Origin of the sequence: Pseudomonas taeanensis MS-3 (genome assembly GCF_000498575.2) — a bacterium.
In the GTDB taxonomy this organism is placed as follows: domain Bacteria; phylum Pseudomonadota; class Gammaproteobacteria; order Pseudomonadales; family Pseudomonadaceae; genus Aquipseudomonas; species Aquipseudomonas taeanensis.
This window is the reverse complement of the sequence record NZ_AWSQ01000004.1, coordinates 224,833-237,893: the sequence shown is the minus strand read 5'-3', so window position 1 is coordinate 237,893 and position 13,061 is coordinate 224,833. Positions and strand designations below refer to the sequence as shown.

At 62.2% G+C, this 13,061-nt stretch carries 12 protein-coding genes; 11 read left to right on the top strand and 1 reads right to left on the bottom strand.

What is annotated here, in order from left to right:
• The first annotated feature begins 114 nt into the window (after positions 1–114).
• The 6 genes from TMS3_RS14765 to TMS3_RS14740 all read left to right on the top strand — a co-directional run bounded on the left by TMS3_RS14765 (position 115) and on the right by TMS3_RS14740 (position 6,495).
• Positions 115–867: a helix-turn-helix transcriptional regulator gene (locus TMS3_RS14765; RefSeq protein WP_025166052.1), complete on the top strand. Its 753-nt coding sequence runs from the start codon at positions 115–117 to the stop codon at positions 865–867.
• A 192-nt stretch (positions 868–1,059) separates the two neighbouring features.
• Positions 1,060–1,752, top strand: a complete 693-nt coding sequence (locus TMS3_RS14760; RefSeq protein ID WP_025166051.1) for a methylamine utilization protein — start codon at positions 1,060–1,062, stop codon at positions 1,750–1,752.
• Positions 1,736–4,081 (top strand): putative bifunctional diguanylate cyclase/phosphodiesterase, encoded by a 2,346-nt coding sequence (locus TMS3_RS14755; protein WP_025166050.1) that lies wholly within the window; start codon positions 1,736–1,738, stop codon positions 4,079–4,081. Before TMS3_RS14760 ends, TMS3_RS14755 begins: the two co-directional genes overlap by 17 nt.
• 4 nt (positions 4,082–4,085) lie before the next feature.
• Positions 4,086–4,946 carry a DUF3034 family protein gene (locus TMS3_RS14750; protein WP_025166049.1) on the top strand — a complete coding sequence of 287 codons (861 nt, stop codon included), beginning with the start codon at positions 4,086–4,088 and terminating at the stop codon, positions 4,944–4,946.
• A 2-nt stretch (positions 4,947–4,948) separates the two neighbouring features.
• Positions 4,949–5,380 carry a group I truncated hemoglobin gene (locus TMS3_RS14745; protein WP_025166048.1) on the top strand — a complete coding sequence of 144 codons (432 nt, stop codon included), beginning with the start codon at positions 4,949–4,951 and terminating at the stop codon, positions 5,378–5,380.
• 140 nt (positions 5,381–5,520) lie between these two features.
• Positions 5,521–6,495: a cysteine synthase A gene (locus TMS3_RS14740; protein WP_025166047.1), complete on the top strand. Its 975-nt coding sequence runs from the start codon at positions 5,521–5,523 to the stop codon at positions 6,493–6,495.
• A 23-nt stretch (positions 6,496–6,518) separates the two neighbouring features.
• Here the strand turns inward: TMS3_RS14740 and TMS3_RS14735 are convergent, their stop codons facing one another.
• The gene (locus TMS3_RS14735) at positions 6,519–7,295 is read right to left on the bottom strand and encodes a phosphatase PAP2 family protein (RefSeq protein ID WP_025166046.1); all 777 of its coding nucleotides are present in this window, start codon (positions 7,293–7,295) and stop codon (positions 6,519–6,521) included.
• Between the two features lie 732 nt (positions 7,296–8,027).
• Between TMS3_RS14735 and TMS3_RS14730 the strand changes: the two genes are divergently transcribed.
• The 5 genes from TMS3_RS14730 (at position 8,028) to TMS3_RS14710 (ending at position 12,945) form a co-directional block, all read left to right on the top strand.
• On the top strand, positions 8,028–8,783 hold the full coding sequence (locus TMS3_RS14730; protein WP_025166045.1) for a class II aldolase/adducin family protein: 756 nt from the start codon (positions 8,028–8,030) through the stop codon (positions 8,781–8,783).
• A gap of 37 nt (positions 8,784–8,820) precedes the next feature.
• Positions 8,821–9,591: an SDR family oxidoreductase gene (locus TMS3_RS14725; protein WP_025166044.1), complete on the top strand. Its 771-nt coding sequence runs from the start codon at positions 8,821–8,823 to the stop codon at positions 9,589–9,591.
• A 101-nt stretch (positions 9,592–9,692) separates the two neighbouring features.
• Complete coding sequence (locus TMS3_RS14720) at positions 9,693–10,601, top strand: DMT family transporter (protein ID WP_235576644.1); 909 nt, start codon at positions 9,693–9,695, stop codon at positions 10,599–10,601.
• Positions 10,602–10,619: 18 nt separating this feature from the next.
• A complete protein-coding gene (locus TMS3_RS14715; protein ID WP_025166042.1) occupies positions 10,620–11,504 on the top strand; it encodes an NAD(P)-dependent oxidoreductase in 885 nt (294 codons plus the stop codon).
• 133 nt (positions 11,505–11,637) lie between these two features.
• Positions 11,638–12,945 carry an MFS transporter gene (locus TMS3_RS14710; protein WP_025166041.1) on the top strand — a complete coding sequence of 436 codons (1,308 nt, stop codon included), beginning with the start codon at positions 11,638–11,640 and terminating at the stop codon, positions 12,943–12,945.
• Positions 12,946–13,061 lie beyond the last annotated feature (116 nt).

Below are 13,061 nucleotides of genomic sequence, written 5' to 3'. Positions count from 1 at the left end.
GCTTGGCCGTTATGGTGCAGGGCAGCTGGCGCGTAGCCCACTTGTCGTACAGGGTGCTGTTTTGTACGGCAACCGGTTAAAGTGCCAGCATTTAACCCTTGGGTTGCCGAAGCAATGTTCAAAGCCCGCCTGATTCGCCTGGATGACCAGGCTCACGAACACACTCATGATCATCACCAGTTGGTGCTGTCGCTGGCGGGGCGTGCGGAGTTCGAGGTCAATGGGCGTGGCGGTGAGGTGTGTCGGATGCGCGCCTGTCTGGTACCGGGCGATGCCGATCACCAGTTCGCCGGCATGGGCGACAATCGCATGCTGATTGTCGATCTGGACGAGCAGGGCACCTCGCGCGAAGACCTGGACCTGCTCACTCACCTGTTCGAGACGCCGCGTTACCCGCAACTGGATGCCGATTTCCAGAATCTGCTGAATTATGCCGGCGCCGAGCTGGAGCGTTACGGCAGTGATCCAATGCTCGCGCGCTCGCTCGGTGGCGTCTTGTTGCGCGCGCTGCATTTGCGCCTGTTTGGTGAGCAGTCCAGTCGCAATCACGGCCCGCTCGATCTGGAGCGGCTGGATGCCTATATCTGCGAACACCTGGTGCGCCGTATCAGCGTCGCCGAACTGGCCCAGGTGGCCTGCCTCAGCCCCAGTCATTTCCATGTGCAGTTCAAGGACAGCGTCGGCCTGACGCCACACCAGTATTTGTTGAAAACCCGTCTCGATCGCGCCGCGCGGTTGCTGCGCGAGAGTGACCTGGCGCTGATCCGGATCGCCGAGGAGTGCGGTTTCTCCAGCCAGAGCGCGCTGACCACGGCCATGCGCCGCTACCTGGGGCTGACCCCAAAACGTCTGCGTATCGCGCAATAGCGTATCGCGCGCCACCTTCTGCAAGGCCATGCCACGCTCGCGCCCAATCGGTTGAGCGGCGGGCTATCGCGGGCAAAGGCGTGATCTTCCCCGTATAGCCAGCTAAGCTGATGCCCACTGCAGTACCAGGTTGCCAGGCAGGCATGTATTCCGTCCAAGTGTCGCGCTCTGCGCCGAGCACAAGAGAGCCGCATGACAAAGCATTTCCTCTACCCGCTACGGACCTTGCTGTTCGGCTGTATGTGCGCAGCCAGTCCGACGCTGTGGGCGGCCAACCTGCAAGCTGAGCTGGTCGACACCCAAGGTCAGCCGTTGGCCAACGCGGTAGTGACCTTGCGCGGCCCTTTGGGGGCCGAAGCCGAACGGTCGAATGCGCTGATGGACCAACAGGCTAAGCAGTTCGTGCCCAATGTGCTGGTGGTGCGCACGGGCACCTTGGTGCCCTTCCCGAATAGCGACAACATCCGCCACCACGTCTACTCATTTTCCCCGGCCAAGCGCTTCGAGCTGCGTCTGTATCAGGGCACGCCGAGCGAGCCGGTGCTGTTCGACAAGCCAGGGGTGGTGGTGCTCGGCTGCAATATCCACGACTGGATGATCGGCTACGTCTATGTCACCGATGACCCCTGGTTCGCGGTGAGTGACGAGGCGGGCAAGATCAGCCTCGATCAGCTACCGGCAGGGCGCTATGCGGTGAGTCTGTGGCATCCGCAGATTCCCGAGATGTTGCCGCAGACCGGCGCCGAACTGGTGCTGGGTGAGCCCGGCGCGCAGCAGCGTTTCACCCTGGCCATGCAGGCGCCGAGTAATGTTGCGCCTGCCACCGCGCCACCGAGCGCGTTCGCCGATGCCTTCAGGAAAGCCACGCGTGACTCTGCGCAGTAGTTTTCAGGCGCGGATCGCCAGTGTTCTGATCCTGCTGCTGGCAGTCGTGGTCGGGGCGCTGTATTTCTCCGTGCAGACCGCCACCAATGCCGCCGTCCGCAGCCAGGCCGGTGAGCAGCTGGAAATTGGTACCCGGGTATTCGAGCAGCTGCTGGACGTGCGTGGGCGGCAATTGCACGATGCCGTGCAGGTGCTGGCCGCCGACTTTGGCTTCAAGGCCGCGGTGGCCAGTGGCGATACCGCGACCATCGGTTCGGCTCTGGCCAACCATGGGGCGCGGATCAATGCCGGTGTGGTGATGCTGCTGGGGCTCGATGACCGTCTCCAGGTGAGTACCGACAGCCGCATCACCGAGCAGACCGTCGCGCGTTTGAGTGCGCAGGTCAGGCAACGTCAGCGCGAGGGCGTGCAGGTATTCCTGATGCCGATCGCCGACAAGCTCTACCTACTGGTGGAAGCGACGGTCAGCGCGCCTTTGCCGATTGCCCGGGTGATGATGGGCTTTCAGGTCGACCAGACCTTTGCCCACGAGTTGCGCGAGCTGACCCATCTGGAGTTGACCCTGGTGGCCAGCCAGAACAACTTGCCGGCGATCTGGGTCAGCACCTTGCCCGCCCCGAACCAGCAGCAGTTGCAGCAAGACATGAGCGCCGGTCCACCCACGCGCAGCGGCATGCTGAGGTTGGGCGAGCAGAGTTATCTCGGTCGGCAGTTGGTGCTGGCCAGCGGTGAGGGCTTTCAGGTCCAGGCGCTGCTGCACAAGTCACTGACGCAAGCGCAGCAGGCTTTTGCGCCACTCTACGAAGATATTCTGTTGATCGCCCTGGCCGCGCTGCTGGCTTCACTGGGCGGTGCGCTGCTGTTGGCGCGCAACGTGTCTCAGCCCGTGCGACTGCTGGCCAGGGTCGCCGAGCGGGTCGGTCAGGGCGATTATCAGGTGCCGCTGGAACTCAAGCGCAGCGACGAACTGGGCCGCCTGGCCACAGCGTTCAACGCCATGCAGCAGGGCATCGCCGAACGTGAGCGGCAGCTGGCCCACAATGCCCTGCATGACCCGCTGACCGGGCTGCCCAATCGCACCCTGGCGCTGGAGCGGCTGGGCAGTGCAATTACCGCCGAGCGGCCGATGGCGGTGCTATATCTGGGCGTCGGCAACCTGCGCGCGGTGAATGAAAATTGTGGTCCCGGCGGCGGCGATCTGGCCTTGCAGCAACTCAGCCGACGCTTGCAGGCGACCTTGCGACCCGGTGACAGCCTGGCGCGTCTGGTGGCCGACGAATTCCTCCTGCTGCTGGAAAATACCAACAGTGACAGTGCCGTTGCGACCGCCGACAAACTCCATCAACTGCTGATCAAACCGTTGCGTATCGGTACCGTGGATGTCGCTCTGGATTGTCGCATCGGCATTGTGGCCTATCCGGCCGATGGCTTGACTCCGGACGATCTGCTGCGACGCGCGAGCATCGTCATGCAGGACGCGGCGAAGTTGCCTGGCCGTGTGCAGGTCTATCAGCAGGGCCGTGACGCAGCCCAGCAGCGGCAAATCAGCTTGATTCGCGATCTGCCCCGGGCGCCGGCGCAGGGCGAGTTGCTCCTGCATTACCAACCGAAGCTGGATATTCGCGGCGGCACCGTTCGCCAGGCTGAAGCCCTGTTGCGCTGGCAGCACCCGCAGTTGGGCATGGTCTCACCGGGTGAATTCATTCCCTTGGCCGAGCGCACCGGCAGCATCCAACTGCTGACCAGTTGGGTGATCGAAGAGGTCTTGCGTCAATTGCGCGAGTGGAACGGCCGAGGCCTGAAGGTCCAGGTCTCGCTGAACATTTCCACGGAAGATTTGCTCGACTCCGAGTTGCCGGCTCGAGTCGAGCACTTGTTGAACCAGTACCAGGTGCCGGCGGCGCAACTGATCTTCGAGATCACCGAAAGCGGGGTGATGCTCAATCCGCAAGTCGCCTTGCAAGTGCTGCACAGCCTGCGTGACTGTGGCATCAGTCTGTCGGTCGACGATTTCGGCACCGGCTACTCCTCACTGGCCCAGCTCAAGCGTATGCCGGTGCAGGAACTGAAGATCGACCAGTCCTTTATTCGTGACCTGGACGACGCCAGCGAAGATGCGGTGATCGTCCGCTCGACCATAGAAATGAGCCACAGTCTCGGCCTCAAGGTGGTCGCCGAGGGCGTCGAGTACGAGCGCAGCCTGCGTCTGCTCGAGCGCTGGCAGTGCGACACCGCCCAGGGCTACCTGATCAGTCGACCGCTGGCGGCCAAGGCATTCGAGGCCTGGCTCGCACAGCCATTAACTTCTGCCGTTTCATTGGTGCATTGAGTCTATGCGTTATCCGCAACTGATCGCTGTCGCTCTATTCAGTCTGTTGGCTGGTCTGGCCTCTGCCGGTCAGGGCCGTTTGCTGGCAACGGGTGGGGCGAGCAGTCTAGAGGGCGCAGCCGGTGGCGGTATCACGCCCTGGGCGGTATTGGCCGGTTATGGCGAGCGTGGCGAGTGGGGCGCCGACGTGTTCGCAACCCGTGTCGAAACCGCCGATTACCGCCTGGATGTCGCCGGGCTCGCGGCCTCCTTCGATAACCGCGTGGAGTTTTCCTATGCCCGCCAGCGCTTCGACCTGGGCAATCTGGCGCGCAATCTGAGCCTGCCGGAAAACAGCCTGAGTCAGGATGTGTTCGGGGTGAAAGTCCGCCTGTTCGGCGACCTGATCTACGACCAGTTGCCGCAGGTGTCACTCGGCATTCAGCACAAGAGACAGAAGGATTTCCTCATCCCCAGTCTGGTCGGCGCCAAGCGCAGTGAAGACACCGAGGGTTACCTCAGCGCCAGTCGGCTGATTCTCGGCGGCGCCTTCGGCTACAACTTGTTGCTCAATGGCGGCGTGCGTTACAGTCGGGCCAATGAGCTGGGTCTGCTCGGCTTCGGCGGGGATCGGCGTGACACGCGCTCGGTGCTCAAGGAGGGTTCGGTTGCCGTGCTGTTCGATCGTGACTGGGTGGTGGGTGTGGAATACCGCGAGAAACCGGACAATCTCAGCTTCGCCGGGGAAAGCGACTGGGCCGATCTGTTCGTCGGCTATTTTCCCAACAAGCACCTGGCCGTGGTGCTGGCCTATGCCCGCCTCGGCGAAATCGCCACGCTGGATAAGCAAAACGGCGCCTATCTGTCCGTACAGGGGAGTTTCTAAGCATGCGCTTTCTGCCTCTCGCGCTGGCTCAAGCAGCGCTGTTGAGCTTGATTGCCTGCGCCCAGCAGCCGGCGCAAGACGCTAGTCTGTACCAGGACTTGGGCGAGCAGCCGGGCATCACCCGTATCGTCGAAGGCATGTTGCTGAATATCGCCGGAGACCGGCGCGTCGTCCGCCATTTCGAGGACATCGATATCGTCCGTCTGCGCGACAAACTGGTCGAGCAGATCTGTGTCGAAGCCGGTGGCCCTTGCATCTACACCGGCGACAGCATGGAAGAGAGCCACAAGGGTCAGCAGCTGACCCCGAGCGACTTCAATGCCCTGGTGGAGAACCTGCAGGACGCCATGGACCAGCAGGGCATTGCGGTGACAGCGCAAAACCGCCTGCTGGCGCGACTGGCACCGATGCGTGAGCAGGTGATCGATCGTTAGGGCAGGATCTGTGCTGAGCAGGGGGTGGTAGTCGCTTGCTCCCATGCGCCCCGACCGGTGCGGCGTGCCATTCGCCGCTCAGGCGCTAGACTGAATCAGTGAAAACGGCATTTCCCCCGTGCGCCTGATGGAGGTGCGGCATGGACATCCGTGAAGGTTTTATCGGCAGCATTGGCAACACCCCGTTGATCCGCCTCGAGCGGCTCAGCCGCGAGACCGGTTGCGAGATTCTCGGCAAGGCCGAGTTTCTCAACCCCGGCGGTTCGGTGAAGGACCGCGCCGCCCTGTCCATCGTGCTCGACGCCGAGAAGCGTGGCGTACTCCGTCCCGGCGGCATCGTGGTCGAGGGGACTGCCGGCAATACCGGCATCGGCCTCGCGCACATCTGCGCCACACGCGGTTACCGCTGCATCATCGTGATTCCCGACAACCAATCGCTGGAGAAGCTGGAACTGCTGCGCGTGCTCGGCGCCGAAGTGCGCCCGGTACCGCCGAAACCCTACCGGGACCCGGACAACTATCAGAAGATCGCCGGCCGCCTGGCCCACGAACTGCCTGGGGCGATCTGGGCCAACCAGTTCGACAACCTGGCCAACCGCCAGGCTCACTACGCCAGCACCGGGCCGGAGATCTGGCACGACACCCTGGGTCAGGTGGACGCCTTCGTCTGCGCCACGGGCACCGGTGGCACGCTGGCCGGCGTCGCGCGCTACCTCAAGGAACGTAACCCCAAGGTGCGTATCGTCCTCGCCGACCCCATGGGTAGCGCGCTTTATCACTGGGTGCTGAGCGGTGAGCTGCAGGCTGAGGGCAGCTCCATCACCGAAGGCATAGGCACCACCCGGATAACCGCCAATCTGGAGGGCACGCCGATCGACAGTGCGGTGCAGGTCGATGACCAGAGCTGCGTGAACATGGTCTATCGCCTGTTACGCGAGGAGGGTCTATTCCTCGGCGGCTCCTCCGGCATCAACCTGGTCGCCGCCGTGCGGGTCGCGCGCGAACTGGGCCCCGGACATAGGGTGGTGACCCTGCTGTGCGACCGTGGCGGGCTCTACATGCGCCGTTTGTTCAACCCGGCGTGGCTGAGTGAGCATGGCCTGTCGCCCGGCTAGGCTCATTGCGGCAGTTGTTCGGCTCAAAAACTCAACCGGGTATTAAGCGTCAAGCCCTCTTGGGTGGGCAGTAAAGAGAAGCTGTATGACTCGGGCGCGGGTTGTTCGAGGAACAGGTTATAGCTGAAGTTAGCCAGGAAGTTTCCCAGCGCCATGCCCACCAGTATGTCGGTCGGGTAGTGCTTATCCGCTTCGATGCGCGCAATGCCGGTCAGGCCATCGATGCCATAGAGACCGACCTTGGCCAGTTGGCGCATCCCGGGATTCATGTCGATGTAGTCCAGGTTGCGCCGGGTCAGGGTGGTTTGAGTGGCGGTAGTCGCACTGTGCTTGGAGGGAAATGAATCATCTGCCACGCCGTCCGGTCGGTCACGCCCGGAGCGGGTTTTCCATTCGCCGACTAGGCCATCCACCAGGGCCTTATCGGCCAGCAGGACGCCGACGTTGCTGGCCTTCCACTCCAGGGCCTCGCCCAGGTCCTGGTCGGGCGGAGCGGCCATCAGCATGCTGACGCCATAGAGCAGGGTGCTGGCGCCCAGCAGTGAGTTGCTCATGTCCTCGGCGTCCTGCCCGAAAACGTATTGATGCTTGCCCGCCGAGCGCTGCCACTGCTTATCCCAATGACCACCGGCAATCACCGTGGCGGCCGCCAGGGGCGCCCAGGTACTCGGCTCGCGGGCGGCGCGTACGCTTGCATCGCTGAGGCGTTCCCAGGAAAACAGGGGGGCGGCTTGGGTTTGCCAGGTCAGGCTGCTGCCGCAGAGAAGCGTCAACACGCCGAAGAACTGCCGTTTGTTCATCGTTCAGTTACCTTGGTCGCTCAGGACGAGCGTAGATAGAACCAGAGAGTTAGGCCGCTGCGCGGGTCCCCATTCGTTGTCAGTGGGGACTGTCTGCGGCGCGCACTACCTTGCACGCGTCTGTGTGAAAACTTCGTCAAGGTGATCGGTAGGCGACTGACTCGCTTGGCGAGTGAGGGCTTTGCAGAAACTGCTGGGGTGTGGCGCGTCTGTCATGTGGCGACCTGCGCTAATGACCAAGGGCGAAAGCGGCCAGGAACAGTCATCCGCAACTAGCAGAGGAACCGTTAACGTACCGTTGGCAAGTGCCAAAAACAGCTCTTGTGCCTAATAAACTGCAGCCGGACTCTTTAGTCATTGCCGCCCTTTGACGCAAATCATGTTGGTCGGCGGCGTACGCGATGGTGCAGACCCATTTGGCGATAGCCAGGGTTCCGCCTAGGAGCCTCAGGCCGGAATCACAAGGGTAGGGCTGAACCACAGTTGTGCTACCCAAGACATCATGTCTCTAGGACGAACTGATACGACAGACTCGTCCTATATTGGCCATTTCCTCAGCGGAGCTCAGCACCTTTAATCATGTTAGGTGCTATCGGGTGCGTGTCATGAGACGGGCTTGCAATCGTTTGTTAATAAATGATTGTCAACCATTAACCATGATGGTAGTTTTTGCCCATGCCGCCGAACGCGTGCGGAACCCATGAGCAGTGACAACCAGCGGAGGATGTAACGATGGCAGAGTTTGAAGGGGCCACTTCGGCCAAGCCGCGCTTTACCCAAGACGAGTGGAATGTTCGTGTCGACCTGGCGGCAATGCATCGCCTGGCGAATGTGTACGGTTACGACGATATCGTCTGGAACCATATCACCGCGCGGGTGCCGGGCACCGACCACCACTTCCTGATGAACCATTTCGGTCTGCACAACACCGAGATCACTGCGTCCAATCTGATCAAGATCGACGAGCACGGCAACGTGCTGGACGGCCCGCCCGAGGTGAACACCGCCGGTTTCGTCATTCACCGCGGCATCCACCTGAACATCCCGAATGCCAAATTCGTGTTCCACTCCCATGCCCCGGCCGGCCTGGCCGCCACCGCGATTCGCGACGTGGTGCACCTGGTGCAGGACTCCTCGATGCTCTACGGCAAGATCGGCTACCACGAGTGGGAAGGGCTGTCGGTAGACACCGACGAGAGCCTGCGCATCGCCGAGAACATGGGTAACAACAAGTGCCTGATCATGCGCAATCACGGCTTCCTGACCGTGGGCGAGACCGCCGGCGAAGCCTTCATGAACATGCATTACCTGGTGCGCGCCTGCGCCAACATGTTGCAGGTCTGCGCTACCGGCCTGCCGCTGGCCGAAACCAAGCCGGAGATGTGGGAGAAAGCTGCGCAGCAGTACGCCGCCTTCGTGCCGGGCAAATACGAATGGCCGGCCCTGCTGCGCCAGATCGACCGGATCGATCCGTCCTACAAGTACTGATCAGCCTTGAGTCGACAACAATAAATAGGAGTCTCTAATGCAGGTTTCGTTGAAAGGTAAGCGCGCCTTCATTACCGCTGGTGGCGCTGGCATGGGTCGTGCCACTGCCTTGGCCATGCACAAGCTCGGCGCCCAGGTGTTCACCTGCGACGTCGATGCCGAAGCGCTGTCGACCTTGCCCGATGGCATCACGACTTTCGTTTCCGACGTGTCTAACCCGGATGCGGTGGACGCCATGTTCGATGAGTTCCTGCCTGGCGGTCTCGACATTCTGGTCAACAACGCCGGTATTGGCGGACCGACCAAGCCGGTTGAGGATGTCACCAATGAGGAGTGGCGCGCCTGCATGAGCGTGTGCATCGACTCGCAGTTCTATTGCGCGCGTCGTGCGGTACCGACCTTCCGCAAGCAACAGCACGGGGTGATCATCAACCTGGTGTCGGCGGCGGGTATCCTCGGCTTCCCCAACCGCAGCCCCTATGTAGCGGCGAAATGGGCGGTCACCGGTTTCACCAAGACCCTGGCCATGGAGCTGGGTCAGGACAATATCCGGGTCAACGGCATAGTCCCAGGCAACGTCAACGGCGAGCGCATGGAGCGGGTGATCAAGGCCCATGCCGAAGCCGAAGGCATCGACCCCGAAGAAGTCCGCCGCTTGTATGGCATTGGTGTGTCCATGCAGTGCTACGTCGATCCGGAAGAGATCGCCGACATGATCTGCTTCCTCTGCTCCGACTACGGCCGACATGTCTCGGGACAGATCGTCGGTGTGGACGGTCATACGGAAACCCTCTACCCGCGTCAGTGAAGGACGGGCCGCCCCGGCTCGGCTTCAGGGACGCCTACCGATAGGCGGCCGGTAAACTGCAGGCCGCAAGTCGAGCGCAGCAATCGCGGGAGGGCTCATAGGTGAACGAAGCAGCAGCAAAAGCCCCGCCTGCCGGAGCGGAGGCGACCGTGCGGCGCGGCATCGGCCTGTGCCTGCTGGCGATGCTGGTGTTCGCCAGTCAGGACGCCATCACCAAGGTGCTGGTGCAGGAGTTCGCCGTGGCCCAGTTCCTCATGCTGCGCTACTGGCTGTTCCTGGCCTTTGCCTTGGGCTATGCCCACTGGCGCGGCGGGATCGTAGCGGCGGCCAGAACCCGCCACCCCTGGTTGCAGTTGCTGCGTTCGCTGCTGTCGGTCGGCGAGATCGCCATCTTCGCTCTGGGTCTGCGCTACCTGGGGCTGGCCGAAAGCCACGCGCTGTTCGCGGTGTTTCCGCTGCTGGCCATGGCGTTGGCTGGGGTGGTGCTGGGCGAGTTTATCGGGCTGCGACGCTGGCTGGCGGCGGCGGTGGGCTTTCTCGGCACCTTGATTATCTTGCGCCCGGGCCTGGACTTGTTCGAGTCGGCGGCGCTGATTCCGCTATCGGCGGCATTGGCGTTCGCAGTCTACAACCTGGTTACCCGTCTGGTCAGTCGTGAGGACGGCTTCACCACCAACATGCTGTATATGGCGGCTGTCGGTGCTGTGGCGTCCACAATTTTCGGCCTGCCGGTGTGGCAGGCACCCAGTCCCGGCGAGTGGGGATTGATGGGAGTTCTGTCGGTGAGCGGAGTGTTTGCTCACCTGCTGTTGGTCAAGGCGTTGGAGTATGCCCCGGCAGGGGTTCTGCAGCCCTTTAATTACAGCTTGCTGGTGTTCGCGATGTTCATCGGCTTGCTGGTGTTCGGGGAGTTCCCCGATGCATGGACCCTGGTCGGCGCCGCGTTGGTGGTGACCGGCGGCTTCTATGCCATAGGCGCAAGCACATTTCGCAAACAATCGACTGTCTGATACGGGAGAGAGCACCTGATGAAAATCGCGTTTATTGGTCTGGGTAACATGGGTGCGCCGATGGCCGCCAATCTCGTCAAGGGCGGCTTCGACCTGACCGTTCATGACGTCGACCGCAACAAATCCCTGGCTCTGGTGGAGGCTGGCGCGCACTGGGCCGATAGCATCGAGGCGGCCATTAGCGAGGCCGACGTGGTGATGACCTCGCTGCCTTCGCCGGCCATCATCAAGCAGGTCGCCGGCGCGGCGGACGGGTTGATCGCGCATATGCGTCAGGGCGCGATCTGGATTGAGCTGAGCACCAACAACCTCGAGGTCTGGCGCGAAGTGCGTGCCCTGGCCGCGGAAAAACAGATACGCACCCTCGATGCGCCCATCTCCGGCGGCGCCGAAGGTGCAGCGGCGGGCACCCTGACCGTGCTGGTGGGTGGCGATCAGGCGACCTTCGAACTCTGCCAGCCGATCTTCGCCGCGATCGGCAAACGTATCGACTACCTGGGTGAAGCGGGCGCTGGTTATGTCGCCAAGATCGCCCAGGTGGTGCTCTGCTACCTGCACTCGGTGGCACTGTCGGAGGCCCTGATGCTCGGCGTCAAAGGCGGTGTGCCGGCGGACAAGATGCTGGCAATTATCCAGAACAGCACCGGCCGCAGCTACGTTGCCGACCGCTACGGCCCGAGCATCCTCAACGGTGACTACGACCCGACTTTCGAGTTAGGCCTGGCCCTTAAGGACATGCGCCTGACTCTGGAGTTGGCGGGACAGGTCTCGGCCGAGCTGCCGATGTGCGAGCAGGTCGAGAAGATCTACGAGCAGGCCGTCGACCAGTTCGGCGGCAAGGCGCCGCACCTGATGGCGGTCAAACTGCTGGAGCAGGCTAATGACAAATCGCTGCGGGGCTAGTCCCGCGGCGCTGGCGGGACGGCAGCGGCCCGCGAACTGATGACATAGTGGCACCTCGGTGCTTTTAGCCCTGGATAGACTCCAGGGCTTTTTTTATCCCATGCGGCGGCGAGTCCGGCGAACAGGAGGGGCGATGAATTCAATGTTCAGGACTACGGGCGCACTGCTGCTGAGCATGGGCCTGCTGATGCTGGGGAACGGCCTGCAGGGCTCGTTGATTGGCTTGCGCGCCTCCTTGGAAGGCTTTTCCACGCAGTTCACCGGGATCCTGATGACCGGCTACTTCATCGGCTTCCTCGCAGGTTCGACGTTGACCCCAAGGATAGTGGCGCAGGTCGGGCATATTCGCGTGTTTGCGGCGCTGGCCTCGCTGGCGTCGAGCATGGTGTTGATCCATTCGGTGTTCATCGATCCCTGGCTGTGGTTCGGTATGCGCCTGGTCACTGGCTTCTGTATCGCCGGTTTGTTCATCGTCGCCGAGAGCTGGCTCAATGACAGCGCCAGCAACGCCAACCGCGGGCAACTGTTGTCGCTCTATATGGTCATCACCACCGGAGCCATGGCCTGTGGACAGCTGCTGCTGAACCTGGCCGATCCTGGCAGTTTTGAGCTGTTCATTCTGATTTCAGTGCTGGTCTCCCTGGCGCTGCTGCCGCTACTGCTGAGCGCGACGCCGGCACCGAGCTTTGCCGCGCCCGAGCACATGAGCCTGCTTCAGCTCTATCGCAGTTCGCCCCTGGGCATCCTCGGCTGCATGGGCACCGGCATGTCGATTGGCGCGATGCTGGGTATGGGGGTCATCTATGCCCAGCAGATGGGACTGTCGCTGAGCCGAATCTCCTTATTCATGGGCCTGGTGTTTATCGGTGGGGTGGTGCTGCAGTGGCCAATTGGCAAACTGTCCGACAGACTCGACAGGCGCAAGGTCATCTTCGTCGTAACGGGCCTGGCAGCGCTGACTGCGTTGGTGGGTGTGGCGATCGCAGAGGTTTCGGCAGCGGGCCAGCTGGCCGTGGCGTTTCTCTTCGGAGGTCTGGCGTTTCCCATGTATTCCTTGTGCATCGCTCATACCAACGATGCGCTTGAGCCTCGACAGATGGTCGCGGCCAGCAGCAATCTGGTGCTGGCGTTTGGCATAGGCGCGGCCTTAGGCCCGAGCCTGGCGGCTGCTGTCATGGGTGGCGTGGGGCCCGATGGTTTCTTCTGGTATTTGGCTATGGTACATGCCGCCATCGGCGTCTTCGCCCTGTACCGCATGACTCGGCGCAGCGCCGTGCCGTTGGATGAGCAGGGGCTCTGTGTGCCTATTGGCTCTGGCGCCTCCCAGGTCGTGATGACTATGGTTCAGGAGACCACGGTTGGTCAGGCGAGTGAGGTGCCTGAGCAGCCTACGCTAGCGGAGAGCCTCAGCGAAGCAAACTGCAGTGGCACTCAGCCATAAATTCGCAATAGGCAGACCAGTGTCGGGTCCATCGCAAGTGGCCTGTACGATTAGTTGGTGAACGCCAGTTCGGATGATTGTGGTTCCGAGACCAGGCGCTGCGACGAGTCATAGCG